Source organism: Sorangium sp. So ce1153 (assembly GCF_051521595.1).
Lineage (GTDB): Bacteria > Myxococcota_A > Polyangia > Polyangiales > Polyangiaceae > Sorangium.
The window spans coordinates 14,126,657-14,152,859 of sequence record NZ_CP150361.1 but is presented as its reverse complement, the minus strand read 5'-3'; the positions used below and the strand labels follow the sequence as shown (position 1 = coordinate 14,152,859).

At 71.8% G+C, this 26,203-nt stretch carries 20 protein-coding genes; 10 read left to right on the top strand and 10 right to left on the bottom strand.

Annotated features, from left to right (window positions below; all coding sequences use genetic code 11):
• Positions 1-639 precede the first annotated feature (639 nt).
• The 5 genes from WME85_RS51560 to WME85_RS51540 form a co-directional block, all read right to left on the bottom strand.
• Entirely contained in the window at positions 640-1,944 is a 1,305-nt protein-coding gene (locus tag WME85_RS51560) for a peptidylglycine alpha-amidating monooxygenase (RefSeq protein WP_437832997.1), read from the bottom strand.
• Between the two features lie 572 nt (positions 1,945-2,516).
• Positions 2,517-3,068: a hypothetical protein gene (locus tag WME85_RS51555; RefSeq protein ID WP_437832996.1), complete on the bottom strand. Its 552-nt coding sequence runs from the start codon at positions 3,066-3,068 to the stop codon at positions 2,517-2,519.
• A 363-nt stretch (positions 3,069-3,431) separates the two neighbouring features.
• Entirely contained in the window at positions 3,432-4,370 is a 939-nt protein-coding gene (locus WME85_RS51550; RefSeq protein ID WP_437832995.1) for a hypothetical protein, read from the bottom strand.
• Positions 4,371-4,741: 371 nt separating this feature from the next.
• Positions 4,742-5,299, bottom strand: a complete 558-nt coding sequence (locus WME85_RS51545; protein WP_437832994.1) for a glycine cleavage system protein R — start codon at positions 5,297-5,299, stop codon at positions 4,742-4,744.
• Between the two features lie 110 nt (positions 5,300-5,409).
• Entirely contained in the window at positions 5,410-6,084 is a 675-nt protein-coding gene (locus tag WME85_RS51540) for an MOSC domain-containing protein (protein ID WP_437832993.1), read from the bottom strand.
• Between the two features lie 153 nt (positions 6,085-6,237).
• Here WME85_RS51540 and hisC point away from each other — a divergent pair, with 153 nt between their 5' ends.
• Together hisC and WME85_RS51530 are read left to right on the top strand one after the other, a co-directional pair.
• Complete coding sequence (hisC, locus tag WME85_RS51535) at positions 6,238-7,326, top strand: histidinol-phosphate transaminase (protein ID WP_437832992.1); 1,089 nt, start codon at positions 6,238-6,240, stop codon at positions 7,324-7,326.
• A gap of 463 nt (positions 7,327-7,789) precedes the next feature.
• Positions 7,790-9,340 carry a DUF4832 domain-containing protein gene (locus tag WME85_RS51530; RefSeq protein WP_437832991.1) on the top strand — a complete coding sequence of 517 codons (1,551 nt, stop codon included), beginning with the start codon at positions 7,790-7,792 and terminating at the stop codon, positions 9,338-9,340.
• A gap of 73 nt (positions 9,341-9,413) precedes the next feature.
• On the opposite strand, the gene eutB is transcribed toward WME85_RS51530, so the two are convergent.
• The 3 genes from eutB to WME85_RS51515 form a co-directional block, all read right to left on the bottom strand.
• Positions 9,414-11,639: an ethanolamine ammonia-lyase subunit EutB gene (gene eutB, locus WME85_RS51525; protein WP_437832989.1), complete on the bottom strand. Its 2,226-nt coding sequence runs from the start codon at positions 11,637-11,639 to the stop codon at positions 9,414-9,416.
• 136 nt (positions 11,640-11,775) lie between these two features.
• On the bottom strand, positions 11,776-13,188 hold the full coding sequence (locus tag WME85_RS51520) for an ethanolamine ammonia-lyase reactivating factor EutA (protein ID WP_437832986.1): 1,413 nt from the start codon (positions 13,186-13,188) through the stop codon (positions 11,776-11,778).
• A gap of 16 nt (positions 13,189-13,204) precedes the next feature.
• A complete protein-coding gene (locus WME85_RS51515; protein ID WP_437832984.1) occupies positions 13,205-13,882 on the bottom strand; it encodes a DUF4336 domain-containing protein in 678 nt (225 codons plus the stop codon).
• Positions 13,883-13,932: 50 nt separating this feature from the next.
• Here WME85_RS51515 and WME85_RS51510 point away from each other — a divergent pair, with 50 nt between their 5' ends.
• Entirely contained in the window at positions 13,933-14,457 is a 525-nt protein-coding gene (locus WME85_RS51510; protein WP_437832983.1) for a MarR family winged helix-turn-helix transcriptional regulator, read from the top strand.
• 136 nt (positions 14,458-14,593) lie between these two features.
• On the opposite strand, the gene WME85_RS51505 is transcribed toward WME85_RS51510, so the two are convergent.
• Positions 14,594-15,499, bottom strand: coding sequence for a hypothetical protein (locus WME85_RS51505; RefSeq protein WP_437832982.1), 906 nt, complete (start codon positions 15,497-15,499; stop codon positions 14,594-14,596).
• A gap of 303 nt (positions 15,500-15,802) precedes the next feature.
• On the opposite strand from WME85_RS51505, the gene WME85_RS51500 reads away from it, so the two are divergent.
• The gene (locus tag WME85_RS51500) at positions 15,803-16,189 is read left to right on the top strand and encodes a hypothetical protein (RefSeq protein ID WP_437832981.1); all 387 of its coding nucleotides are present in this window, start codon (positions 15,803-15,805) and stop codon (positions 16,187-16,189) included.
• Positions 16,190-16,223: 34 nt separating this feature from the next.
• Here the strand turns inward: WME85_RS51500 and tam are convergent, their stop codons facing one another.
• Positions 16,224-16,994 (bottom strand): trans-aconitate 2-methyltransferase, encoded by a 771-nt coding sequence (gene tam, locus WME85_RS51495; RefSeq protein ID WP_437832980.1) that lies wholly within the window; start codon positions 16,992-16,994, stop codon positions 16,224-16,226.
• A 238-nt stretch (positions 16,995-17,232) separates the two neighbouring features.
• Here tam and WME85_RS51490 point away from each other — a divergent pair, with 238 nt between their 5' ends.
• The 6 genes from WME85_RS51490 (at position 17,233) to WME85_RS51465 (ending at position 26,142) form a co-directional block, all read left to right on the top strand.
• Positions 17,233-18,777, top strand: a complete 1,545-nt coding sequence (locus WME85_RS51490; RefSeq protein ID WP_437832979.1) for a PQQ-dependent sugar dehydrogenase — start codon at positions 17,233-17,235, stop codon at positions 18,775-18,777.
• Between the two features lie 14 nt (positions 18,778-18,791).
• Positions 18,792-19,148: a c-type cytochrome gene (locus WME85_RS51485; protein ID WP_437306417.1), complete on the top strand. Its 357-nt coding sequence runs from the start codon at positions 18,792-18,794 to the stop codon at positions 19,146-19,148.
• Positions 19,149-19,271: 123 nt separating this feature from the next.
• Positions 19,272-19,994: an HAD family hydrolase gene (locus WME85_RS51480; RefSeq protein ID WP_437832977.1), complete on the top strand. Its 723-nt coding sequence runs from the start codon at positions 19,272-19,274 to the stop codon at positions 19,992-19,994.
• A 101-nt stretch (positions 19,995-20,095) separates the two neighbouring features.
• The gene (locus WME85_RS51475; RefSeq protein WP_437832975.1) at positions 20,096-23,812 is read left to right on the top strand and encodes a thioester reductase domain-containing protein; all 3,717 of its coding nucleotides are present in this window, start codon (positions 20,096-20,098) and stop codon (positions 23,810-23,812) included.
• A 218-nt stretch (positions 23,813-24,030) separates the two neighbouring features.
• Positions 24,031-24,639: an NADPH-dependent FMN reductase gene (locus tag WME85_RS51470; protein ID WP_437832973.1), complete on the top strand. Its 609-nt coding sequence runs from the start codon at positions 24,031-24,033 to the stop codon at positions 24,637-24,639.
• Positions 24,640-24,840: 201 nt separating this feature from the next.
• On the top strand, positions 24,841-26,142 hold the full coding sequence (locus tag WME85_RS51465) for a sigma-54 interaction domain-containing protein (protein ID WP_437842596.1): 1,302 nt from the start codon (positions 24,841-24,843) through the stop codon (positions 26,140-26,142).
• Positions 26,143-26,203: the final 61 nt, after the last annotated feature.

Here is a 26,203-nt window from a genome sequence, read left to right as displayed (position 1 = left end):
TGCGCGTCGGCGGGTGGCGGCGCCATGGCGGGTGGCGGCCTCGCGAGCCGCGGGTGGCGTAGTGAACCTTTATCAGTAGCGGCGTTCGATGTGGTCCGGCGCGTCCGCCCAACGTCCCGCCGGTCTGCGGCGGCGCGCAGCACCGCAGGTAGCAGCGGCTTGTTGGGCGGGAGACAGAGAAAGAGAGAGTACACAGGGAGGCGGGGAGGCGGGGAGGAGAGAGAGAGAGAGTACAGGCAAGGGAGGCGAGAGATGGGGACCATCGTTCGAGCTCGCTCGGGGCCGGCTGCCTCGAGGTCGCTCGTTTTGTAGGGTGGGTTTTGTAGGGTGGGTCCGGGGACATCAATTCGGAGCGGGCAAGCTGCCGCGGTCCGTGCATCGGCGACGGAGCGCCGACGGGGGGCTCCGCAGCAGATCGCCCTTGGATGTCCTGGCCGCCGCGATGCTCCACCCGCGAGCACGCTGTCGCTGAAAGCGAAGCGATCGACGCGGCCGTTCGGGGTGGCGCGCGGATCGAAGAGACCCTCGAAGGCGCCCGGCGGCGCGCGCGGTGCTCCTGTTCGCCAGGCTTACGAGCGCTCTCACCGAACGGCGCGCGCCTCCGCTTGGGCACAGGCCGCGCGTCTTGCACGAGCTGGTCTATTCTGTCGTCACACAGGACGCGTCGTCCGTCGGAGTAGTCAACTCTATCTCTTGAGACGGATAGTACATCACGAAATTATAACACATCTCATCCACCGTCCGATCCCCGAATTCCACGGCCCTGTTGCCCGGGTTGTCCCACGCGCAACGCGTCCTCACGGTGTCGCCGCCTCGAAGGATGGTATCGTTGTCGTACCAGATCTGGTTGTCGAAGTTCCACGGATCGGCGAGCCCCAGGTTGCTCGGCTCGCTGCCGTCCGTGGGCACCGTGTTGCTCGACAGGTGCTTGCCGAGGATGTGCATGTGCGGCATAACACTGATTACCGAAATCGCCTCCATATCCCGCGGGAACTGGTAATCGCAGCTCACGTCGAGCGAGCCGTGAGGCGGGATGTTGATGTCTTCTGTGCCGAACGAGAAGATGCCGGCGTCGTTGGGGCGGAGCTCCGTCGTCGTGCAGACGTTGAAGCCGGTGCTGTCTTGCTGCCCGTCGAGGCCCTTGATGTTGCTGTAGTGCACCTGGACTACGAAGTGTGCCGTGCCTTCCAGCGGGAAGCCCGCCTCTAGCGGCAGCTCCGTGGCCTCGCCGCCGGGCGCCCAGACGGACAAAAGAGCCCCCTGGATGTCGCCCCCATCACAGGGCGTGGGCGTCGAGGGAGACGCCTCATCCGCCTTGAAGAGCAGGATATGGTGTACAATGGTGCTGTTGTCGATCTGGGGTGCGATCCCGACGAGGTGTCGTTTCTGGCCGATCTCTACATCGACCCCATAACACATATACTGGTCCTGGACGTCCTTCGGCATGACGTAAGGCGCGGACGGCGCTAGCAGGACATCCGGTGTGCAGCTCAGGGTCGGAGGGTCGATGGTTCCGCCGCCGCCCGGGTCGACGCACGTGTCTTTACCGGCCGGCGTGCCGGCGGCGATCCATCGATCGAAGATCGCGAGCTCCGCGGCGGTCAGGGGCTCGGTTGGGGGCGGAGGCATGGGGCGCGCGGTGTCGCGGGCGCGTGCGGCGACGAGCTCGTAGACCTTCTTGTTGGGATCGCTCACCGCGGACGCGACCAGATCGCTCCGGTCGACCAGCGGGAACGGCGCGCCGAATTTCGGGGACGCCCCGTGACAGGTCTGGCACTTCGTGGAGAGGATCTTGTCGACGTCGCACGGCAGCGCTTCCGCGTTGCCGTTCTCCGGACCGGAGCCGGATGAGCCGCTGCTGCCCTTCTCGGCGTCGCTGCACGCGACGACCACGAGAGCGGATAGGAAGGACAGCGCCGAGAACAAATAACGACTACGATTCATGCGAGCTCCTCGGGTAAAAGTGCGACCTGAATCGGCGTTCGAGGGTATCGAGCGCTGATCTGCAGCTTCTCGAAAGGGCGGTCTAAGGCCGAGATTCCGAAAAACGCCGTCGAACTGGGTGGAAGAAGAACGCGCGCCGCGAGCTCCCGAGAACAGCGGGAGACTTGGCGCGTGAGAGCACCGGCGGCCCAGGTCTACGGACGGGCCGGCGACCTGGCGTCGGTGCTACTTCGGTGAGTGCCCGCCCGCTCTGAAACTGTTCAACGGTTCGCTCACGCGGAAGGTATCGAGGCGCTCGCGCGCCAGGAGGCGCGGTGCCGTCTGGTCAAAGCTCGGCTGCGGACCAGGGTCGCGCGCGGGGATCCATCTACGGGGCGCGCCCGAGCCAGTAGGCTACAGCTATACGGTAGGATGCCTTCTTGGTGCTACGCCGCGGTAATCCCAGGCGTTTCAGGCGTGGAAGACCTGCCCCATCGCACAAGGCCCGTTCTGTCAATGAGCTCGTACAGTCGGACTGCACGAATCAGGAACGGCTCCGAGAATCTTGACTTTGCGGAACGCGTTTGCTCGTCCTATCCGCACGGCGCGCGCGCGAGCAGCGTGGTCGAGACGGTCAGCGCGCCGAGCGGCCGCGGCACCACGTACTCGAGGTCGCGCGCGGCCACCACGGCGCCGCCCTCGGCCAGTTCCTCGAAGCGCGCGCGCCGTACCTCGAGGAACCCGGCGCTGGCGCTCGGGTCCACCCGCGAGAACCGCCGGCGGCTCGGACGCTCGAGGAGGGCGCGCAGCGACGTCGGCCGCACGACGGCCACCGCGCCGCCGTCCCCACCGGCGCCCTCGTCGGCAGCGCCTGCCGCGGCCCCTCCGGGCGGATCGGCGCGCCCCTCGGGGAGCGCGATGTCATCGCCGATCCACGGCCCGAACGGCAATCCGAAGCGCGCCAGCAGGTCGTAGACGTTCAGCTCGAGCCGCGCGTCGGGCAGGCCTCCGACCTGCGCGGCGCGCAGCAGCTGGCGCGCCTCGATGGCGCGGATGCGGCCCGAGGTGCCGAACCCGGAGACGTTCTCCGAAGGCGCGTTCACGAACGTGGGCTCGACCTCCACCAGCATCGAGCGCACCTCCATGCCGCTCGCTCCGCGGCACCAGGGAAGTCTTGGAGGCACGGCCACCGGGAGACGGCTCCCACCCATCTTTTGTTGGAGGAACGTCCACCGGGAGATGGGTCCCACCCATCTTTTGTTGGAGGCACGGCCACCGGGAGACGAGTGCAACCCATCTTCTTGTTGGAGGCACGGCCACCGGGAGACGAGTGCAACCCATCTCCCTCGTGGACGCGCAAACTCATCCGGATGGGTTCACGGCGTCATGCCCGCCCCGGGCGGGGGCGCCGGGATGGCTTCAGGCTTCCTGACGGAGGTTTTTCGACCGGACCTCACGAGGTCGTCGACCGCCTCGACGCAGGGCGCCAGCAGCAGGAGCGCCGCGCCTCAGCCGCCCTGCCTGCGCACGATGGAGAGGCTCCAGATCTCCCCGGCGCTCGTGCCCACCCACAGGGTCGGCGACCCCTTGGCCGCGACCGCGAGCACGGTGGGCTCGCCGCGGGCGCCGAGCGTGACGCTGGCCGTCGGCGTGGGCGGCGCGGCCGAGGCGGCCTCGATGGTGGCGCCGTCGAACAGCGCGACCCGGCCGTCCGCGAACGCCGCGAACAGGCTGGACTCGAGGACCGCCACGTCCGCGACGCCATCGCCGAGCTCGATCACCTTGGCGGTCAGCTTGCCCGACGAACGGACGACCGCGCACACAGCGCTCGCGCCGCGCTTGTACACCGCGGTGAGCTTCGCCCCGCCGCGCACGCGGTTCAGGTTCTGCGCCGCGCGCGGCAGCAGGGCGCGCAGCGTCGGGCCGGGCTCGGGCGTCGCGCCGGGGTGGACGCGCAGCTCGCCCCCCTCCCCGGCGCCGTCCACCACCACGTGCGTCTCGGCCTCGGTCACGTCGAACGCCCGCGCGGCGCCGCGCAGCGCGAACGTCCGGCCATTGACCTCGTTCTTGTCCAGCTTCAGCTCCGTCGCGCTGCCGTCCCAGCCCAGCGACAGCGCCGTCTCGCCCGACGGGCGCGTGGCCAGGAGCCGCGCGTCACGGCCGACCTGATCGAGCTTCGGGCCGTGCGTGATGCCGAGCAGCGCCCACACCGCGTCCTCGCTCCGCACCACGGCGACGTCCTTCGAGAGCAACGCGACGTCCTCGGCCGAGGACAGCGACAGGTTCGTCGTCTTCGCGCCGGAGCCTCCGACAGGACAGACGCCGAGGCGCACCGGATCGGTCGAGACCATGGCGACGAGACCGGGGCTCGCGAGGACCGCGGCCCCGCGGATCTCCGCGTCGAGGCTGTGCACCTTGCGGGAGGAGCTGAGGTTGCTGAAGGGCATGGCCCACGAAGATAGCGCTTCTTCCCGCCGAGTGGCCGGCGTTCTCGCGATGCAGCTGGCGAGCTCCCCGGGCAGGGCCGCGGCCGGCGCCGGAGCAGAGGAGACGTCCCGGGCGTCGGCTCCTGGGCGTCGGCGCTCCGAGGCCAGCTGTCGGGGGTCGCCTCTCGGAGCTCAGCTCTCGCCGAGCGCCTCTCGGAGCTCAGCTCTCGCCGAGCGCCTCTCGGAGCTCAGCTCTCGCCGAGCGCCTCTCGGAGCTCAGCTCTCGCCGAGCGCCTCTCGGAGCTCAGCTCTCGCGGGTCGCCTCTCGGAGCTCAGCTCTCGGAGGTCGCCTCTCGCGGCTCCGGCGCCGTGCGGCGTCCGCCGCTGCGGCGTCACGCCTTGAGCAGCGAGCGGACCTCGATGTCGAGGTTCTCGGACTCCGCGACGGCGTCCATCGCCTTTCGGAGCTGGGCGAGCGTCACCCCGGCGGGGACGTCGACGCGGGCCTCCATCCGGAAGAGCTGCGAGCCGGTGACGGGCGCCTCGTACGCCGAGGTCTCGAGCGAGACGATGTTGACACCGGCGCCGTGGAGCGCGCGCGAGACGGCGCGGACGATCCCCTCGTGGTCGAGCGCGTCCACCGAGATGACGCAGGGGATGGTCGACGCGCGCCGGTGCGACTCGGGGCTCTTGGTCCGGCGGCTCTGCACCGTGAGCCCCGTCGCCCGGGTGAGCGCCTCGGTCTCGCGCTCGATCGCCTCGATCGCGCCGGGGGGCCCCGACGCGAGCAGGAGGATGCCGAACTCGCCGCCGAGCACGGCCATCCGGCTGTCCTCCACGTTGGCGCCGCGCTCGGTCAGGTAGTGGGTCACCTCCGCGACGAGGCCCGTCCGGTCAGGGCCGAGGCAGGAGAGGACCAGGAAGGTTTCGGGCTCGGGCGTCGTCGTCATGCCGCGCATCTTAGTCCGATCCGCGAAGCCAGCGCGACCAGCGCCGCCAGCGCATCCCGCCGCGGGCGCGCGCGTCCGGGACGACGAGCGCGCGGACGACGCCGTCCGGATCAGCCAGCCGGGCGGGCGTCCTGCGGCTCGGGCACACCGGCCGCGCCCTGCCCCGCGCCGCCCGCGTCTCGCCCCGCGCCGCCCGCGTCTCGCCCCGCGCCGCCCGCGTCTCGCCCCGCGCCGCCCGCGTCTTGCCCCGCGCCGCTCGCGCTCGGCCCCGCGCCGCCCGCGCCTTGCTCCTCGGCCGCGAGCGCGCGCACCGCGGCGCCGACGCGCACGACGCCGCCTCGCAGCACGCGCGCCGTGATGCCGCCGTGGCCGCGCATCGCCTGGAAGCCGCCGTCGCCGAGCGCCTCATCCATGAGGCTGCACGGCTCGCACGGCCCGGTGCCTTCCAGGACGACCTCGTCCCCGATCGCGAAGCGCAGCGACCTGAGCGAGAGGAGGTTGACGCCCGAGACAACGAGGTTCCGGCGCAAGAGCTCGGGGCCCACCTCGGCGCGCCCGCCCGAGAGCGCCGCGATCACCGGGAGGTGCTCGCGCTGGATCAGCGTCACCTGCCGCTTGCCCCCCGCCCTGCCCGCGGCGGCGCAGTCGCCCGCGACCCCGCGCGAGGCGACGAGCTCCGCCTCCGCCAGCGCCACCATCGGCGCGCCGTGCGCAGGACGGACGCCGATCCACTCCAGCCGCCCGGCCTGCGGCACGTGGGCCAGCCGCTCCCGCAAGCTCCTCATCCGCCTCTCGATAGCCGAACCCGCGGCGCGCGCCACGCAGCCGGGCGCGGCCAGGCCGGGGCGGAGCTCCCCGCGGAGCGACAGCGTCGCGCGGGCGCGGCGGACGAGGCGCTTGTCTCCGGCGGCACAGTGGGCGAGAGGACGGCCACCCCCATGCTGTACGAACGCGACAACATCCACCGCCTCACGCCCTACACGCCCGGCGAGCAGCCGCAGCGGGCCGACGTGGTCAAGCTCAACACGAACGAGAACCCGTACCCGCCGCCGGGCGCCGTGCTGGAGGCGATCCGGGGCGTCTCGGCCGATCAGCTCCGTCGGTACCCGCCGCCCCGGGCGCAGCAGTTCCGCGAGACAGCGGCGCGGCTCCACGGGCTGTCGCCCGATCAGGTGATCGCCACGAACGGCGGCGACGAGCTGCTGCGCATGGCGGTGACCGTGTTCTGCGAGCCCGGCGGCCCCGGCATCGGCGAGACGTACCCGACCTACTCGCTCTACGACGTCCTCGCGGAGATCCACGGCACGACGGTCACCCAGGTCCCCCTCGACGACGACTGGTCGGTCCCGGAGGATTTCGCGAGCCGCCTGAACGACAGCGGCTGCCGGCTCGCGCTCCTCGTCAACCCGCACGCGCCGTCGGGGCGGCACGAGCCCCTCGACAAGCTCGAGCGGGTGGCGCGCGCGTTCCGCGGCGTGCTCCTGATCGACGAGGCCTACGTCGACTTCGCGGAGACCGACGCGACGCCGCTGCTCGACCCGGCGCGCGGGCTCGACAACGTGCTGCTGCTGCGGACGCTGAGCAAAGGGTACTCGCTCGCGGGCCTGCGGTTCGGCTACGGGCTGGGGCACCCGCGGCTCATCGAGACGCTCGACAAGGCGCGCGACAGCTACAACACGGACATCCTCTCGCAGGCCGCGGCGACCGCGGCGCTCTCCGCGCGGGACGAGGCGAAACAGAGCTGGGCGAAGGTGATCGCGGAGCGCGACCGGCTGACGCGGGCGCTCCGCGATCAGGGGTTCACGGTGGCGCCGAGCCAGAGCAACTTCGTGCTGGCGACGCCGCCGCAGGGGGGGCTGTCGGCGCAGGCGCTCTACCGGGCGCTGTACGATCGGGCGATCTTCGTGCGCTACTGGGATGCGCCGCGGCTCCACGACAAGCTGCGGATCACGGTGGGCACGCCGGAGCAGAACGACGCGCTGCTCGGGGCCATCGCCGAGGTGTCCCGCGCCGCCGCGGGGGCGTAGGCAGAGAGAAAGAGATTTAACCGCCAAGACGCCAAGAACGCCAAGAGAGAGGGGAGAGAGAATTTCGATCCGAGAAGAGACCGAAGGCTCCAGTAGCACCCAATTATTCTCTCTTCTCGATTCTCTCTTGGCGTTCTTGGCGTTCTTGGCGGTTAATCTCTCTCCTCTCCCACCCGCTCGGTCCTCACGACAGGCTCGGCCCCGAGCTCACCCCGCCAGGCCCCCTGTGCGCGGACGCATGCGTCGCCAGGCGCCTTCACGCGAGTAGACCTCACCCGCTGTCCGCTTTGTGCGCAAGTGTACGATCCTTGCGCAGCGCCTGGCCTCCATGGCCCGCGCTCAGGCGCGGCTGCGCCGGTGGCCTCGACCCTGCATTGCCGTGCGACGGACAGCGCGCCCGCAAGGCCGGGTGGTCCAGCTTCATTGTTCCACGGCTTCGATTCTTCACAGAGGAGATTGCTTCATGCGTCACCAGAGCAGCCGGTCATCGTGCCACGTCCTGTCTCGCCTTCTGCGCGGCGGCATCGTCCCCTGTCTTTCCCTGGCGCTCGTGACCGCGTGCGGCCCTGACGCCGGCGACCGCAGCTCGGTCGACTCGATGGCTTCCAGCGCGATCGACATCAGCAACGGCAGCGATGCCAGCACCAGCAGCACCGGCAGCACCGGCGGCACCGGCAGCACCGGCGGCACCGGCAGCACCGGTGTCCCGGCCGGCACCTGCGGATTCGGCGGCGCCACCGTCGCGCGCTCCTACACCCCAAGGCTGTTCGCCGCGGGCGCGGATCCCTCCGGCGACGCCGAGTGCCGGGGCGTGCTCAACCCCGAGCGAGGCGTCTTTCATTTCAGGGACCTCCGCAGCCTCGGCTCGCTCTCTGGCCTCCGCGACGAGGGCTACACGCTGATCTACGGCCAGGTGCTCATCGACGACTACCGCACGCGGGACATCGACCAGGCGCTCATCGATCAGCTCAACGCGAGCTTCTCGGCCGCGCGCTCGGCCGGGCTCAAGGTGCTGCCCCGCTTCTACTACGCCGCGGAGGGCTCCGCGCCGGATGCGCCGCTCAGCCGCGTGCTGGCCCACATCGACCAGCTCAAGCCCTTGCTCGAGGAGAACGCCGACGTCATCGCCGTGCTGCACCCCGGCTTCGTCGGCGCCTGGGGTGAATGGCACTCGTCGACCAACAACCTCACCAGCCCGGACAGCCGCGCGCAGATCTTCGACGCGCTGCTCGAGGCGCTCCCGGCCGACCGGATGATCCTCGCGCGCCGCCCCTCGCACAAGCTCGAGGCCTACGGCGGCCCGCTGACCGAGGAGACGGCGTTCTCCGGAGCGCCGCTCTCGCGCGTCGGCCACCTGAACGACTGCTTCCTCGCGAGCGACGACGACGTTGGCACCTACCAGCTCCCCGGCGAGAAGGCGTATGCCGCGGCGGACTCCGCGTTCACGCCCGTCGGCGGCGAGACGTGCGGCCGTAACCCGCCGCGCAGCCAGTGCGCCTCGGCCCTCTCCGAGCTCTCCACCCATCACTGGAGCTTCATCAACACCGACTACCACCCTGACGTGATCGCGGACTGGAGGTCCGAGGGCTGCTTCGAGACCATCGCCTGCCGCCTCGGATACCGCTTCGCCGTGATGGGGCACGAGTCCCCCGAGCAGGTCGCGCGCGGGGAGTCGCTGTCGCTCCGGCTGCGCGTGTTCAACGATGGGTACGCCCGGGCCTACAACCCGCGCCCGGTCTACCTCGTGCTCCAGCAGGGGGCCACGCGGCGCTTCGTCGAGGTCGACGCGGATCCGCGGCGCTGGGCGCCGGGCGCGGAGAGCGATCTCTGCCTCGGGGCGCAGCTCCCGGCCGACCTCGCCCCGGGCACCTACCAGCTCGGCCTGTGGCTCCCGGACGGGTCCGCGCGCCTGCGCGACGACCCGCGCTACGCGATCCGGCTCTCGAGCGGCGCGACGTGGGACAGCGCGAGCGGCGTCAACCTGCTCGACGCCACCGTCCAGGTGGTCGAGTGACCCTGCTGCGATAGAAGCTGCGCAGCGTCGTTGCCTGAGCGTCTTCGCCGGCGCGCCGGGCCGCCGGCGGCGCTCACGTGGCGCCGCCGGCGAGCAGCGCCTCCAGCCGGTTGCCGGCCGCGCGGCGCGCGAGCACCTGCAGGACCTTCTCGACGAGCACCCCGCCCGCCTCCGCGGCGGGCAGCCCGCCGGCGTGGATGTTGGAGACCACCGTGTACTCGAAGCCGATCGCGGGGTTACCGCTGAAGGCGGCGGCGGCCTCCTGGTCCACGCCGGGCGTGAGGCGGTAGGCCAGGTAGGCCGAGAGGCTGCGCGAGGCGAGCTCGCCGCTGCCCGGGCGCTCGCCGAGCAGCAGGACGACCAGCCGCGCCCCGAGCCGCTCGGCGACGGCCTCGGCGAGCTTCACCCGGCCGTACCGCGCGAGCAGCGGCTGGCCGACGGTCACGCCGCGCGCCCCGAGGCCGTCCAGCAGCACCGGGAGCAGGTCGGGGACGCTGTGGTGGACCGCCTCGGCGCTCAGGCCGTCGGACACGACGATCTGCACCTGCGCGTCCTCCGGCGCGAGCCGGGCGGCGCTCTCCGCGGAGAGGCGCGCGCCCGCGTCGGCGGAGCCGAGGTGCTCGGCCTTGCTGGCCGCCGTCGTGGTGACGACCCGGAACGCGGCGACGCAGGTGAGCTCGTCCTCGCGCAGCTCGCAGGCGAGGGCCCCGCGCGCGACGGCCTCGTCGAGGCGGCTCCGGCGGCTCACCGCGTTCGCCGGGCGCGGGCCGGCCGTGGCAAAGCCGTGCGCGGCGGGCGTGGCCGCGAGGATCTCGGCCAGCTCGGCCGCGTCCGGGCAGAACTGCCGCACGTCGCCGAAGCGCGGCCCGCGGAGGATCGCTCCCCCCATCCCCTCCGCGTCCTCGCCCTCTTCCCCCTCCCCCGCGCGCGCCAGGATGCCCCGCGCGAGGGCCCACGCCAGGAACTCGCCGCCGGGCGCGCGGCCGTGGATCTCCCGCAATGTCTGCACGTCATGCCCGCTGGTATCGAAATAGGCGAGCATGCGATCGGTGTTGAGACAGACATCCATGTAGTAGTTGGCGCCTGCGGCGGTGAGGAGCTGCGTCGCCATCTGCTGGCCCTCCAGCGTGACGTTGGCGTGGAGCGTGTAGCAGGGCGCCATGCCCATGGGCACGCCGAGGAGCTTGCCCATGAAGTGGTCCTGGAGGTTCGCGAGGATCATCTCGCGATCGTCGAGGTGCGTCTCCGGGCCGATGAACCCGGTGACGTTGTTGAGCATGAACGGGTCCCAGCGGCGGGCGAGCCCGTAACAGAGCGCCTCGGTCGTGGCCATGTCGGTGCCGTTGTGCTTGCCGTACGTGAGCTCGCTGCCCTGCCCGGTCTCGAAGTACATGAACTGCTCGGCCTCGCCCGCGAGCGGGCCGCGCGCGGCCATGCGGCGGTAGCCCTCGTCGATGAGGTCCACGGTGATGTCGAACTCGCTGAAGCACGCCTCGGTGCCCGCCAGGCTCTGGAAGAGGATCTCCACGGGCGCGCCCTGATCGAGCGCGGCGAGCTGCACCTTGAGGTGCGACAGGCAGCAGATCTGCGTGGGGACGCCGGTCGCGCGGCGGATGCGGTCGAGGAGGCGGAGGATGGCGGCGGTGGTCTCCACCGTGCCGGCCGCGGGGTTGACGCCGAGCAGCGCGTCGCCGGCGCCGAGGGAGAGGCCCCAGTAGAGCAGCAGGGTGATGCCGCGCAGATCGTCGGTCGGGTGGTTCGGCTGCAGGCGCGAGGCGAGCGTGCCGGGGGCGCCGAGCGCCGTGCGCGCCCGCGTCGGACGGCTGATCTTGCGGGCCAGATAGACCAGCTCGTGCACGTCGCAGAGCTTGGCGAGCGCCGCGGCCATGACCCCGGTGAGCGCGCGGCCGAGGCGCGCCACCTCCGGGCCCGGCGCGCGGAGCAGGTGATCCTTGAGCTCACCGACCCGCAGCGAGGCGATCCGGGCGAAGGCTTCCCGGTCGATGTCGTAGTTGACGCGCATCACCGCGTCGACCTCGCCCCGCTCGTCGGTGAGCGGATGATCGTGGAGGTGCTCGAGGGTCAGCTCGCCGAGCAGCTCCCGCGCGGCCTCCCGCGCCGCGTCGTCGGGCGCCGCGAGGCCGGCCAGCCGGTCGCCGGCCTTGCTGGCGTCAGCGGCGCCGAGGAGCCGCTTCAGGCCGCGGAACGACCCGTCGTGACCGGGCAGGCGGGCCGCGTACGCGGCGTCGAGCCGGGGGCGAGGGACCTCGATCCGGTCGAGCGGGGTCAATTCCTTCACGGCGCGCTCCTCCCTGCACAGGACATCCCTCGAGGGACGTCACGTCGACATGCCTTGAACAGAACACGACAGGACATCCCCCGAGGGACATCATGGATGTCGTGCCACAGGACTCACGATCTCATGCCATGGATCGTCACGGTGTCATGCCATAGAACGAGACCGGCAGGACCTGATCGCGCATGCGGCCGAGCTGGACGAACCGGGCGCCGCGCGCCTGCACCTCGTCGATGACGAGGAGGTCAACGGGCAGCGCGCCCCAGCCGGTCACGTACCCCCCGAGCGCCTTGCCGGCGTTCTGCGCGGTGAGGAGCACGAGGGGATGATCCGGGATCGGCCCGGCCCGGCGCAGCGCGCCGGCGAGGCGCCCGCCGAGGCGCCGCACGGCGGGCGCCGACACGTCGTCCAGGGCGATCTCCAGGCAGCAGCCGCGGGGGCTCCGGCGAAAGAGGTCCACGGCGTGATCGATCTCGGCGTCGGCCGAGGCCGGCGAGAGCCGCGCCAGGATGGGCAGGTCGCGCAGCGGCAGGCGCTCGAGGCGCGGCAGGAACAGCGTCGCGCCGGAGAGCTGGGTGGCGTGGCGCAGGAGGCCGTACGCCGTCGCCCGGCCCATGCTGGCGGGCGTCGCCACGCGCGCGCAGAGCCGCGGCGACGCCAGGATCGCGCGGGCGAGATCCACGCCGAGATCGCCGTGGTGCGCGGGCTCCGGCAGCGAGCGCCCGCCGAGGCCGGCGTAGATCAGCTCCCCCACGCCGCCGGAGAAGGTGAGCGTCGGCTCCCCGATCCCCTCGGGCAGCGCGAAGGGCACCTGCACGTGGCGCGCGGCCGCGGGCGAGGCGAACGCCTCGGCACGCCCCGCGACCGCCGCCTCGAGCAGCTCGACGTGAAAGGCGACCACCGCCTCGGCCTCGGCCTGGGAGAGCGCGTCGCCCGGGCCTCGGCGGAGCCCGAGGTGGTCGAAGGCGGCCTGGGCCTCGGGCGAGAGCGACACGATGCGGCGCGAGCGCGGGTCGAGCGCGACGTGGCGCGCGCCCACGAGGAGGCAGCCGGTGCGCAGCACCTCGCCGGCCAGGCCGAGCGCGAGGTTGGTGGTGCCGCCGCCGATATCGAGGTTGAGGAGGGGCTCGCCGGGCCGCGCGCGCGACAGCGGGGCGGCGCTGCCCATGAAGGCCACCCACGACTCGAGACAGGGATCCTCGGCCACGGCGAGCAGCGCCTCGCCGACGCGCGCGCGGATCAGCGCCGCGAGCGCGTCGGCGTTCCGCCGGCGCGCGGCGAGGCCGGTGATGATCGCCCCGCCGCCGAAGAGGGCCCCGGGCTCCACGCCAGCCTCGGTGATCCAGCGATCGAGGAGCGCCGCCGCGGCGTCGAGGTCGAGGGCGTCGCCGGCGAGGGGCGTGAGCGCCATCTCCGATCGGTAACGCTCCTCCAGCGCGCCGAGCTCCACCCGGCCGGTGCCCGCGGCGCGCGCGAGCGTCGCCGAGGCGGCCACGGCGCAGCTCGTGGTCGAGCCGAAATCCAGGCCCAGCAGCGCGACCCGCGCGCCCATCACGGGACGATCCCGCTCACAGCATCCGCTCGAACGCGCCCTGCAGGGCGGCTTGCCCGCCGCGCTCGATGACGTCGCCGTGCGCCACCACGACGCGCTCCGGCCCCCAGGCGATCATCTGCTTCACCGCCGCGCCCACGGCGGCGCGATCGCGCATCATCGAGCGCGCGATGCGCGACGGCCCGAACCGCCCGTAAGCCCCGTTCAGGCGCATGAAGAGGCGCGTCGGGAGGTGCTCGCTCTGCGTGATGTGAAAGCAGAGATCCCAGAGAAAGAGGGTCTTCGAGGGACGGTGAAAGAAGGCGACCTCGTCGAGCCTGGGCATCCCGCCGACCGCCACCTGGTCGATCTCCGCGGACCAGAGCGGGTCCGGCGCGCCGTCGAGCGCGCCGGTGATCGCCACGTCAGGGCGCTTCTTTTCGAGCCCCCGGGGCCCGTACACCCGCGCCCCCGGGAACAGCCGCGCCGCCGGCGCGAGGCCGAGGTGGTGCATCAGGTTCGGCGCCACGATCGCGCGCACCTCCCCGAGCGCGCGGATCTCGTCCGCCGCCCGCTCCACGCCGGGGAGCGGCGAGAAAAGGACCAGCCCGCCGTCCCCCAGGCGCACGACCGGAGACCGCACCGGGAAGCGAACGCCTGGCAGCTTCAACGTATCTTCGGCGGCCCAGAGGGCTTGATCGAGCTGTCGCAGCATGCTCCAGTTGGTAAACCTGCTTGACCATTTAGTCAAGCTACTTGACCATCATGACGAAGCACGACCTCGACCCCAGGGACGTCGCCGAGCTCGAGCGGCGCAAGCGCGCGAGCCTCGGCCAGCTCCTGCTCCGCTCGGCGCGGCTGCTCGACGAGCGGGCGGTGGCGCGCGTCGCCCGGCGTGGCGCGCCCGGGGTGCGCCGGGCGCACACGGCGCTCATGCCGTACATCGATCTCGAGGGCACGCGGCTGACGGACCTGGCGGAGCGCGCGCGGGTGACGAAGCAGGCGGTGGGTCAGGTCGTCGAGGAGCTGGAGGCCATGGGCGTCGTGGAGAGGACGCCGGATCCGGACGACCGGCGGGCGAAGCGGGTGCGCTTCACGCCGCACGGGCTCAAGGCGCTCCTCCACGGGCTCGGGGTGCTGCAGGAGCTCGAGGAGGAGCTCACGCGGTCGCTGGGCCAGAAGCAGATGGCCTCGCTGAAGAAGGGGCTCACCGCGCTGCTCGCGGCGCTGGAGGCGCTGGAGTCGGGGGAGGCGCAGGAGCCGCCGGAGCCGGCGCCGGAGCGCCGGTGAGTGCCGGCGGCGTGGCGCTCCGGTGCGCAGGACGAGGAGCTCCTCTTTCGGGCAGAGCGGGGTCGCGCGGCGCTGAGCCAGAGCGCGTTCGTCGAGCGCCCGGGCGTCCCGGGAGCCCTCGACGCGGCCCGGTGCGTCAGGAGAACACGTCCGAGGCGGTCTTTGCCCCGAGGATGTTGTCGACCCACTGGTCGAGCGTCGCGGGGTCCGTGCACGCCTGGATGCGCGCGACGTCGCCGGCGGAGAGCGCGATACCTGCCCGCGCGACCAGGCGCAGCAAGGTGTCGCGTTTTCCCTTGAGCTCCCCCTCGAGCTTGCCCTCGCGGATGCCCTCGCTCCGGCCGCGGTCGATGAGCTGCTGGGCGAACGGGGGGAAAGTTGCCTTGCCTTCGGTCTGCCGTTCCATGATCAGCGCCTCCAGGGCCCTCCGCATGGGGTCACGCAACGCATTGTAGACGATCTGAAAGTACACCGCCGCGTGCTCGTGGTCGAACCGCCCGAGCGCGCCGAGCGCGGCCTGGACCACGGCGAGGCCGTTCGGGCCATTGCCGTGAGACGCGGCCGAGAGAATGGCGAGCTCTGTCTCTTTTTCCGCCTCGGCCTGATCCGTCACCTCGGGCACGATCGCGGGGCCCAGCACCAGCGGCTGGAGCGTTCCGAGCCACAGGCCCAGATCGATCTTCTGCGCAGCCCAGGCGGCCACCTCGGCGTCGGGCGCGACGACGAGGACGACGGCATCGCACTCCTTCTCGGCCCGCACGACCGCCACATAAACGGGCCACGAGTAGCGCTTGCGCCGATCGACGTCGCGCTGGACCTCGAGGACGACGGACAGCACCAGCGCCCCGCGCTCGTCGCGGAGCTCGAGCACCAGATCGGCGCGGAACTCGACCGGCATGAGCTGATCGAGCGAGGCCTCGACCGCCGCGACCGTAGCGTACGACGGGAGATCCAGGTGAAATAGGATCTTCAGGAAGTGAGGGGCGAGCGACGGATTCTCGCGGAACATGTCCACAAGACCGTTGTGCTCGAGCGTCGGCATGGGCAGCACGCTAGTGGGCGCCAGGCAGGTGGGCAAGCTACGCGCAGGCCTTCACACCACTTCTTTCATCGAGTGATTTGGCGAAACGATCCACGATTCGACCGCGTAAGCATCCGTCTCCTTCACGCTTTTCACGTGACGTGCGACAGCCTGCTCACATGACGTTCTGCGGTGATGCCCCACCAATCCCGTCCTGGCGCCGAACGACCGCGCGGCCCGCCATGCGGTCTCGCTGCGCGGCGAGGCAGGCATCCCTCGCGACGAGGTCTTCCCCCGGGGCCGCCGCCGCGATACGACATCGCCGTGACACGCACGCTCGCACGGTGGGCTCCCCTCCTCGTCCTCGCAGCGCTGGCCTCCGGATGCGCCCCGGCGCCAGCCCCTGCCGCTCCGTCGCCCGACGAGGGCGCCGCCAGGCAGGCGGCCACCGTCGCCCTCACCGCCCTCTCGCACCGCAAGTTCGACGTCCACGGCTGCGCCGCCGCCGAGGCGCGCCTCGTGCAGGAAGCCGAGGCGCGCGCGGGCACGCCTCAGAGCGAGCGGTGCGCCATCCTCGTCGCGCGCCAGACCGACCGGACATGGCTCGTCGTCGTTCGCTCCTCGCTCTCCTCGAGCTCCGTCGGCGCGCAGGCGCTCGTGACCGTCCTCCCCGAAGCCGAGGGCGTCAGCGCCGTCGAGTACGCGCGTTGACCGAGCGCGCGCGTCGACCAGCGCCATCAGGCGCTCACCTCGCCCGCGCGACGATGAACAACCTCCGGAACGGAAACGGCGTCTTCCCGTCCACCGCCTTCGGGTAAGCCGCGGCCACCCGTCGCCCGTACTCGTCCAGGAACTCGGCCTGCTCGTCGTCATCGAGCGCCGCGAGCAACGGCCGGAGCGCCGTCCCCCTGGTCCACTCGACGACAGGCCTCTCGCCCTCGAGGACGTGCAGGTACTCCGTCTCCCAGATCTCGACCTCCGCCGCGTGCGGCGCCAGCACGCCGTAGTACACGCGGGGCTCCGCGACCGGGCTCTCCCTCACGACCGCCGCCAGCTTGTCGCGGAAGCGCGGCAGTCGGCTCGCCTCGACCATGGCCGTGTGCGACGGCGCGCCATGGTTCCTCGGCATCTGCACCGCCAGCACGCCGCCCCGCGCGAGGCGCCCGAGCAGCGCCGGGAACAGCGCCGGGTGGTCATCCAGCCAGTGGAGCGCGGCGTTGCTGAAGATCAGCGCCGGCGGCGCGGCCGGCGCGAAGCGCGCCATGTCCCCCTCGACGAACCGCGCCCCCGGCAGCACGGCGCGCGCCTTGGCCAGCATCTCCGGCGAGCTGTCGACCCCCACGATCGCCCGCTCCGGGAAGCGCTGCGCGACGAGACGGGTGATGTTGCCGGCCCCGCACCCGAGATCCACGATCTCGCCTGGCCCCGTGAGCGCGATCCGGCCGAGCAGATCGACGGCCGGACGCGCCCTGTGGTCCGCGAACTTCAGATATTGAGCAGGATCCCAGTCAGCCATCGCTCCCTCTCCTCCGCGCGCAGCATAACAGCAAGTGAGCTGCGCGGGGCGATCTGCCACACCGCCTGCAAACTCGCCACGGCGCCGCCCAGTCCGGCGCGCGCCTGCGCTACGCTGCGGCGCACGGCATGTGCGTTGCTCGGGCGGGCCGCGGGGCTCCCGCGGCTTCTCTCCAGCGCTGTTCGGGTACGCAGCTGCCGGCCGCCGTCACCTCATCGCACCGACCCACGGAGATCTCTTGAACGCCCAAGCCACGAACCGCCCGCCGCCACCGCGCTCTCGTCCGAGACCGACGCGTTTTCTGACGCTCCCGACGCTCCCGACGCTCCCGACGCTCGGCGCCCTCGCCGTGCTCGCGGCGGCGCCCGGCTGTTTCAGCGCCCGGTCGTCCTCGGGCGGCGGCGAGACGACCCCGCCGGCCCCGACCCGGCTGATCCGCACGTCGGACATCGAGTTGCCCGCTGGATACGTCATCGAGGTGGTCGCGACGGGGCTCAACTTCCCGACGGGCGTCACGTTCGACGACGCCGGGCAGGTCTATGTCACCGAGTCCGGCTACTCCTATGGCGAGGTGTTCACGACGCCGAGGCTCCTCCGGGTCGAGCCGGGCGGCCGCACGACCGTCGTCGCGACGGGCAAGAACCCGCCGTGGACCGGGGTCACCTGGGCCGACGGCGCCTTCATCGTCGCGGAGGGCGGCGTGACCGAGGGCGGCCGGATCGTCCGGATCACGCCCGGCGGCCAGACACAGACCCTCGTCGCGGGGCTCCCGAGCTACGGTGACCACCACACGAACGGGCCTGTCGTCGGGCCGGACGGCTTCATCTACTTCGGCCAGGGCACGGCCACGAACAGCGGTATCGTCGGGGAGGACAACTACAAGTTCGGGTGGCTCAAGCGACACCCCGAGTTCCACGACGTCCCCTGCAAGGACGTGACGATGACGGGCGCCGCGCTCACGACGTCGAACCCGCTCACCCCGCGGGACAAGGACGACAAGGCCACGACCGGCGCGTTCGTCCCGTTCGGCACGCAGACGCAGAAGGGGCAGGTCATCCCGGGCAAGGTGCCTTGCAGCGGCGCCGTCATGCGCGTGCCGGTGCGCGGCGGCACCCTCAACCTCGTCGCCTGGGGGTTCCGCAACCCGTTCGGCCTCGCTTTCTCGCCGGACGGCAAGCTCTTCGTCACCGACAACGGCTATGACGATCGCGGCAGCCGCCCGGTCTGGGGCAACGCCGACTACCTCTGGGCCGTCAAGCCCGGCACCTGGTACGGCTGGCCCGATTTCGCCGACGGCCGCCCGGTCGCGCAAGATCGCTATGCGCCGCCCGGCGGGCCGACGCCCCCCGCCCTCCTCGAGACGCCCCCGAACCGACCTCCGCAGCCGGTCGCGCTCTTCGCGGTGCACAGCTCGTCGAACGGGATCGACATCTCGCGCGACCCGTCGTTCGGCCACGTCGGCGACGCGTTCGTGGCGCAGTTCGGCGATCAGGCGCCCGACGTCGGCAAGGTCCTGCACCCCGTCGGCTTCAAGGTCGTCCGGGTCGACCTGAAGACCGGTGTCATCCGCGATTTCGCGGTCAACCGCGGCAAGGACAACGGCCCGGCGTCGCACCTGAAGGCCGGCGGCCTGGAGCGGCCCATCAGCGTGCGCTTCGACCGCGCGGGGCAGTCGCTCTATGTCGTCGATTTCGGCGTCATGCTCATGGATGAGCGCGGCGCCAAGCCGAAGCAGGGCACGGGCGCGCTCTTCCGCATCACCCGCGCGGCGTCCGCAGGCTGAAGGAGGTGGCGATCATGATCCAACGCGCTTTCCTTTGCGGTCTCCTCGCCGCCTCCCTCGGCCTCGCGGCCGGCTGCGGCTCCTCCCGCAGGAGCGAGCCGATCCTCGGGCCGCCCCCGCTCGACGAGGCGCCCGAGCGGCGGGGCGAGGTGGTCTTCATGAAGCAGTGCAACCAGTGCCACCCGGGCGGGGCAGGCGGGCTCGGTCCGGGGCTCAACAACAAGCCCGCGCCCGCCGCGGCCATCCGGCTGCAGATCCGGAGCGGGCTCGGGGCCATGCCGGCCTTCTCGGAGAAGGAGATCTCCGACGCCGACGTGGACGCGGTCATCGACTACATGATGTCGATCAGGACCTACGAGAAGGACGATTGAACGGAAGGCCGAGCGCGGCCCCGCCCGCGACGCGGCTGGCAGACACACCACGCAGACACGCCACATCGGAGCAGCGGAATCACACGCCAGGTAGCGCGGCAAGCACAGGAGAGGACCCCGGTCATGACATCCATTCGCGGCGTAATATTCGATGTCGACGGCACGCTGATCGACAGCAACGACGCGCACGCGCGCGCCTGGGTCGATGCGCTGGAGGAGTTCGGGCACAAGGTCCAGTTCGAGGAGGTGCGGCGGCGCATCGGGATGGGCGGCGACAAGCTCCTGCCCGAGGTGACGGGGATCTCGAGCGAGAGCCCGGAAGGGAAGAAGATGAGCGCGCGCTGCTCCGAGATCTTCATGAAGCAGCTCCTGCCCGAGCTCCGCGCCTTCCCGGGCACGAAGGAGCTCCTCGAGGAGCTCCACCGCCGCGGCCTCAAGATCGCCATCGCGAGCTCGGCCCAGAAGGAGAAGCTCCGCGAGCTCCTCAAGCTCACCGGCGCCGAGGGGGTGATCGAGAGCGCCACGTCGTCGAGCGACGCCGAGCAGTCCAAGCCGGATCCGGACATCGTGGAGGCGGCGCTCGACAACCTCGAGCTGCCGCACGGCGAGGTCGTGATGATCGGCGACACGCCCTACGACGTCGAGGCCGCGGCCAGGGCCGGTCTGCGCACGATCGGCTTCCGGTCGGGCGGCTGGACGGACAGCGGGCTCAAGGGCGCCATCGCCGTTTACGACGGCCCGGCCGATCTGCTGGCACACCTCGATACGTCGCCGATCGTCGAGGGAGCGGAGGGCGCGGGCACCGCGCCCCAGGCCGAGAAGACACCGCAACAGCGCTACGTCTAGGCAAGCAGGCAAGCACGCGAGCGGCGGCCGGGCCGAGCGCGCCGCGGCCGGCGGGAGGCGGAGGCTTGCCCCGGGGCGCGCGGCGCTCAACGTCCGCGCGCATGAACCCGTCGATCGAACCCCGGGATCGTCAAGAACCGGAGATCACCCAGGACAACGAGTCGAACGACACCTTGCTGACGAGGTCGATGGAGCGGTGCGTCCGGCTCCTCCAGACGGACGAGGAGCTCCGGCGGGCGCTGCCCTCCCCGGCGGCGCTGGCGAGGATCCGGGGCTGTCGGACCACGATCGAGTCCGTGGCGACGGCGTTCGAGCTCTACGCGGATCGCCCCTGCGTCGGCCAGCGCGCGCTCGACCCAGCGGCGCCGGCGGCGGACGGCGAGCCGCGCTATCTGCCGGAGTTCCGCGCGGAGAGCTTCGCGGCGGTGTGGGCGCGCGTCGAGGCGTTCGCCAGCGGCCTCCGGCACGACCGGCTCGCCGACACCGGCGAGTTCATCGGCATCACCGGCTTCGGCAGCCCCGACTGGGTCGTTGCGGGGCTCGCCTGCATGTACCTCTCCGCCGTCTCGGTGCCGCTGCAGACCAACATGATCCCCGCGGACCTGCAGCACGTCGTCGGCGAGGCCGAGCTCGCGTGCATCGTGTGCAGCGTCGATCAGCTCACGCGGATCGAGGCGGTGCTGCCGCGGTGCCCCTCCGTGCGGAGCCTCGTCGTCATCGACCTCGCGGACGGCGATCTCCGCGGGCAGGACGAGCTCGAGCGGGCGAGACGCGCCCTGAGGGCGCTGGAGTCCGGGGGCCGGCGCCTCGCCGTGCGGACCCTGCGCGAGGTGGAGAGCCTCGGCCGGCAGCAGGGCATCGTGCCGAAGGTCCTGCCGGAGCAGCGGGGAGAGCGCGATCCCTTGATGACGCTCATGTACACGTCCGGGAGCACCGGCTCGCCCAAGGGCGCCATGGTCCCCGAGAGCCTCTGGTGCCGATACTGGCAGCTCGCGTTCACGGGAAGCCACGATCATCGCCTGGAGGTCCTGCCGCACGTGGGGTTCAACTACAGCCCGATGAACCACTTCATCGGACGCAGCCAGGTCGGCCGCTCCCTCATGCGCGGCGGGGTCACGCACTTCGTGTCGAGGAGCGACATGTCCACCCTCTTCGAGGACATCCGCCTGGCCAGGCCCACCACGATGTTCCTCGTGCCGCGCGTCGCGGAGATGGTCTACCAGCAGTTCCAGGCCGAGCTCTTGAAGCGATCTCGAGGGCAGGGTGACGACGCCACGCGGCGGCGGATCGAGGTCGAGCTCATGGCGGAGATGCGCGCGACGTCGCTCGGCGATCGCCTGCTCCTCGCGACCATCGGATCGGCGCCGACGCCGCCCGAGATCCTCTCGTTCCTGAAGCGTTGCTTCGAGGTGCCCATCTTCGAGGGGTACGGCTCCACCGAGGCGTCCTCCCTCACGTTCGATGACCGGCTGAACCGGGAGGTCGTGGCGGCGTTCAAGCTGGTCGACGTGCCGGAGCTCGGTTACCGCACCACGGACGAGCCGTACCCGCGCGGCGAGCTGCACGTCCGATCGCGCCTGATGGTGCCCGGCTATTACAAGAACGAGCGGGCCACGGCGGAGCTCTTCGACGACGAGGGGCTCATGAACACCGGCGACATCGTCGAGCAGCGCGGGCCCGACACCCTCGTCTGGATCGATCGCGCGCGGAACGTCCTCAAGCTGTCGCAAGGGGAGTTCGTCGCCACCTCGCGGCTCGAGGTCCTCTACAGCGGGGGTAGCCCCTTCATCCAGCAGGTCTATCTGTACGGCAACAGCGCTCGCTCGTACCTCCTGGCCGTCGTCGTGCCCGACCTGCCGGAGGCCTCCGCCCACCTGCGGGAGCGCGGAATGGAGCCCGACGGCGCGCCCCTGAAGCAGCTCCTCCGCGGGGAGATCGACCGCGTCGCCCGGGAGCACCAGCTCCGCGGCTACGAGATCCCGCGCGATCTCCTGGTCGAGACCGCCCCGTTCACCCAGGAGAACGGCCTGCTCACGCAGACGCAGAAGCCCGCCCGCGCCCGGCTCAAGGCGAGGTACGGCGCGCGCCTCGAGGAGCTCTACGCGGCCATCGAGCGCACCCAGGTCGAGGAGCTCCACGAGCTCCGCGCCGAGGGCGGAGCGGGACCGGCGTCCGCCGCCCGGGTCGTGAAGCGGGCCCTGGAGGCCGCGCTCGGGCTCGCCGACGTCGCGCCGCGGAGCGCCCAGAGCTTCGCGCAGCTCGGCGGAGACTCGCTCAGCGCCGTCCGCCTCAGCCGCGTGATCGAGGAGATCTCCGGGGTGACCGTGCCGGTGGGGCTCGTGCTCAACCCGACGAGCAGCGTCGGCGCGATCGTCGACCACCTCGAGCGCGCCCTCTCGGGCGGCTCCCCCCGGCGCACCGCGACGTTCGACGCCGTGCACGGCGCCGGCGCGCAGGTCGTCCGGGCCGCGGACCTGCGGATCGACCGGTTCCTCGGCCCGGACGAGCTCGAGGCCGCGACGCGCTCCACGCCGGCCTCGGCCCTGCCGGCGCGCGCCAGGGTGGCGTTCCTGACCGGCGCCAACGGGTTCCTCGGCCGGTTCCTCGCGCTGGAGCTCCTCCAGCGGCTGCCCGAGGAGGGCCGGCTCTACTGCGTCGTGCGCTCGGCGGACGACGCCCTCGCCTTCGATCGGCTCCGCGCTTCCTACGAGACCGATCCCGCCCTCCTGGACCGGTTCGACGCGCTGGCGGCGCACGGCCGGCTGGTCGTGCTCGCCGGCGACCTCATGAGGCCGAGGTTCGGCCTCCCGGACGACATGTACGCGCACCTCTGCGCGGAGGTCGACTGCGTCGTGCACAACGGCGCCCTCGTGAACCACGCCCTGAGCTACCCGCAGCTCTTCGAGCCGAACGTCCTCGGCACGGTCGAGGCGATCCGCTTCGCCCTCGCGCGCCGCATCAAGTCGATGAACTACATATCGACGATCGGCGCGGTCAGCGGCCTCGACCGGAGCGGCCCCATCCTCGAGGAAGAGGACGTGCGGGCGCTCTGGCCGGAGCGCGCCCTCGACTCCGGCTATGCCGCCGGGTACGCGACGAGCAAGTGGGCGAGCGAGGTGCTGCTCCGGGACGCCCGCGACACGCTCGGCGTCCCGGTCGACGTCTATCGCCCGAGCAGCATCATGGCGCACAGCCTGTATCGCGGGCAGCTCAACGTCCCCGACTTCTTCACGCGCCTCCTGTACGGCATCCTGTACACGGCGCTCGCCCCGAGATCGTTTTACGAGGGTGTCCGCCCGGACCACGCCGGCCACTACGACGGCCTCCCCGTGGAGATCGTGGCGCGGAGCATCGCCGCGGTCGCCGTCGATCGCCAGCGCGGGCCGGCCGACGAGGCCGATGAGGGGCAGAGGGCGCCCCACGCCACATACCATGTCGTGAATCCCCACTGGGACGACGGGATCTCGCTCGACGTCATCGTCGCGTGGGTCAGGTCGTCGGGTTATCGCGTGGAGCGCGTCGACGACTACGCGGCATGGTACGCGGCCTTCCGCGACCGGCTGATGCAGCTCGACGAGCGTCGCAGGCACCTCTCGCCGCTCCCGATCCTCCACGCGTGGGAGCGCCCGGCGCGCGCCGACGGAGAGGTGTTCGACGCGCAGCGCCTCGTCACCCGGCTCGGGCAGCTGGCCGCGCGGGAGGGGACGGCCGATCTCGCGGCCCTGCCGCACGTGACCGAGCAGCTCATTCGCAAGTACCTGGACGACATGGTCGCCCTGGAGCTGATCGGGCCCGCCGCCGTGCGCGCGGCGTCCTGACGCCACACCGCAGCCCGCCCCCTCCCCCGCGACGGCATCAGCGCGCCGGCTCGCCCGCGCGCCGCCCCCGCAGCAGGCGCGTCCGGCGCGCGGCTGTCGAGCAGACGGATCCCTCGACCCGCCGCGCGGGCGCGGGGTAGCATCCCGCGCCCCTCACTTGACCATCACCTGATAGCAAGGAGCGCCGCGCGCCCCGTCGCCCGCGGCACGCAGACCCCATGAAGATCGCAGTGATCTCAGGCAGCCATCGCAATGGATCCGAATCGGGGAAGGTCGCCCGCCACGTGCAGCAACAGCTGTCATCGTCGCCGGACGTCTCCTCCACGTACGCGCTCGATCTCGCCGACAACCCTCTTCCGCTGTGGGACCCCGAGGCATGGCAGCCCTCCGAGAAATGGGCGAGCGCCTGGTCCCCCATCTCCGCGGAGCTCACCGCGTCCGACGCGTTCGTCGTCGTGGTGCCGGAGTGGGGCGGCATGGTCCCCGCGGGATTGAAGAACTTCTTCCTGCTCTGCACCCGCGGCGAGCTCGCGCACAAGCCCGCGCTCATCGTCGCCGTCTCCGCCAGCATGGGCGGCTCCTATCCGATCGCCGAGCTGCGCATGAGCAGCTACAAGAACACCTACCTCTGCTACATCCCGGACCACGTCATCGTGCGCAACGTCCGCGGCCTCCTCAACGACCCGGCGGCGCAGTCCCCCGACGATGAGCGCATCCGCGAGCGGCTCCGCTACGCGCTCGGCCTCCTCCTCCAGTACGGCAAGGCCCTGCAGCTCGTCCGTTCCAGCGGCGCGATCGACCTGACCCGATACCCCTACGGGATGTAAGCCCGAATACTCGCCCTGCCGGCCTGCGGTTCCCGCCGATCCCGTCGATCCACCGGCCTCCCACCGCCAGCGCCCGCCCACATTAGCCTACATGGAGCCGTCGCGCGCCGTTTCCTGGCGCAGGGCGTCACCTGGCGCACGCCACATTCATCCGCTATCTTAGATGTGCGTCTGTTAAACTGGCGCGCAGCACCCATGACAATGCCCTTGCTCACGCTTCCGAACCCGGGCGCGATGTCTTTATCGGCGCGCGCCAAGGCTGTGGTCTTCGAGGACGAGCGATCCCGGGCGTTGCTCGATCGCATCCGGCGGCTCGCGCCCAGCGACGCCACGCTCCTGGTCACCGGCGAGACCGGGACGGGCAAGGAGATCGTGGCGCGTCACATCCACGCGCTGAGCCACCGCGCGCGGCGGCCGTTCGTGGCGGTGAACTGCGGCGCCTGGTCGGAGTCGCTGGTCGAGAGCGAGCTGTTCGGCCACGAGAAGGGGGCGTTCACCGGGGCGACCACGGCGAAGGCGGGCTGGTTCGAGTCGGCGGACGGCGGCACGCTGTTCCTCGACGAGGTCGGCGACCTGCCGCTGCAGCTCCAGGTGAAGCTCCTGCGGGTCCTGCAGGAGCGCGAGGTGGTGCGGCTCGGCTCGCGCCAGCCGATCCCCATCGACGTCCGGCTCATCGCCGCGACGAACGTCGACCTGGAGGAGGCGGTGGCCGCGCGGCGCTTCCGCGAGGACCTCTTCTACCGGCTCAACGTCGCGGCGGTCTCGCTCCTGCCGCTGCGCGAGCGGCCGGGCGACATCCTCCCGCTCGCGAGCTACTTCCTGTCCATCTACGCGAGCCGGGTCGGCGTCGCGCCGACCGAGCTCACCCCGGAGGCGGCGCAGCGGCTCCTGGAGCACCCGTGGCCCGGGAACATCCGGGAGCTCGAGAACGCGATTCACCACGCGCTCCTCGTGTGCAAGGGCCACCGGATCACCCCCGCCGACCTGCGCCTCACCGCGCTCCAGCCCAGGGCGTCCACGGTGCCGCCGGCCGCGCCGGCCGCGCTGGCCGCGCCGGCCCCCGCGGCGCCGCCGGCGAGCAGCAGGGTGGTCCCCGAGGCGCCGCTGGCCGCGCTGGAGGGCGCCCTCCTGAGCCTGTTCGAGCAGAACCGCCCGGGCCTGCACGAGCACATCGAGGGGGTCCTCCTGCGCACGGCGTACCGCTTCTGCCATCGCAACCAGCTCCAGACAGCGCGGCTGCTCGGCATCAGCAGGAACATCGTGCGCGCCCGGCTCGTCCAGTTCGGCGAGCTCGCCCGCTCGCCGCGCGCGCGGGGCGGCAGCGAGCCGCCCGAGTCCGGGCCCATCTCGAGCGGTCCATGCTCGCTCGACGAGGCCGCGATTCCCCATCCGATCCGCGTGGCCGAGGCGCAGTGGGCCCCGCCGTCCCGGCGGGACCGGATGGCGCGCTGCGAGTCGGCGGGAGCGGTCGCGTGCGCGGCGGCCGGAGGGCGATCCCTCTAGATCCGCGCGTCACCGGGCTCGTCCCTTGGCACGCCGGGCAGGCGTCCGGCTCGACCACGAC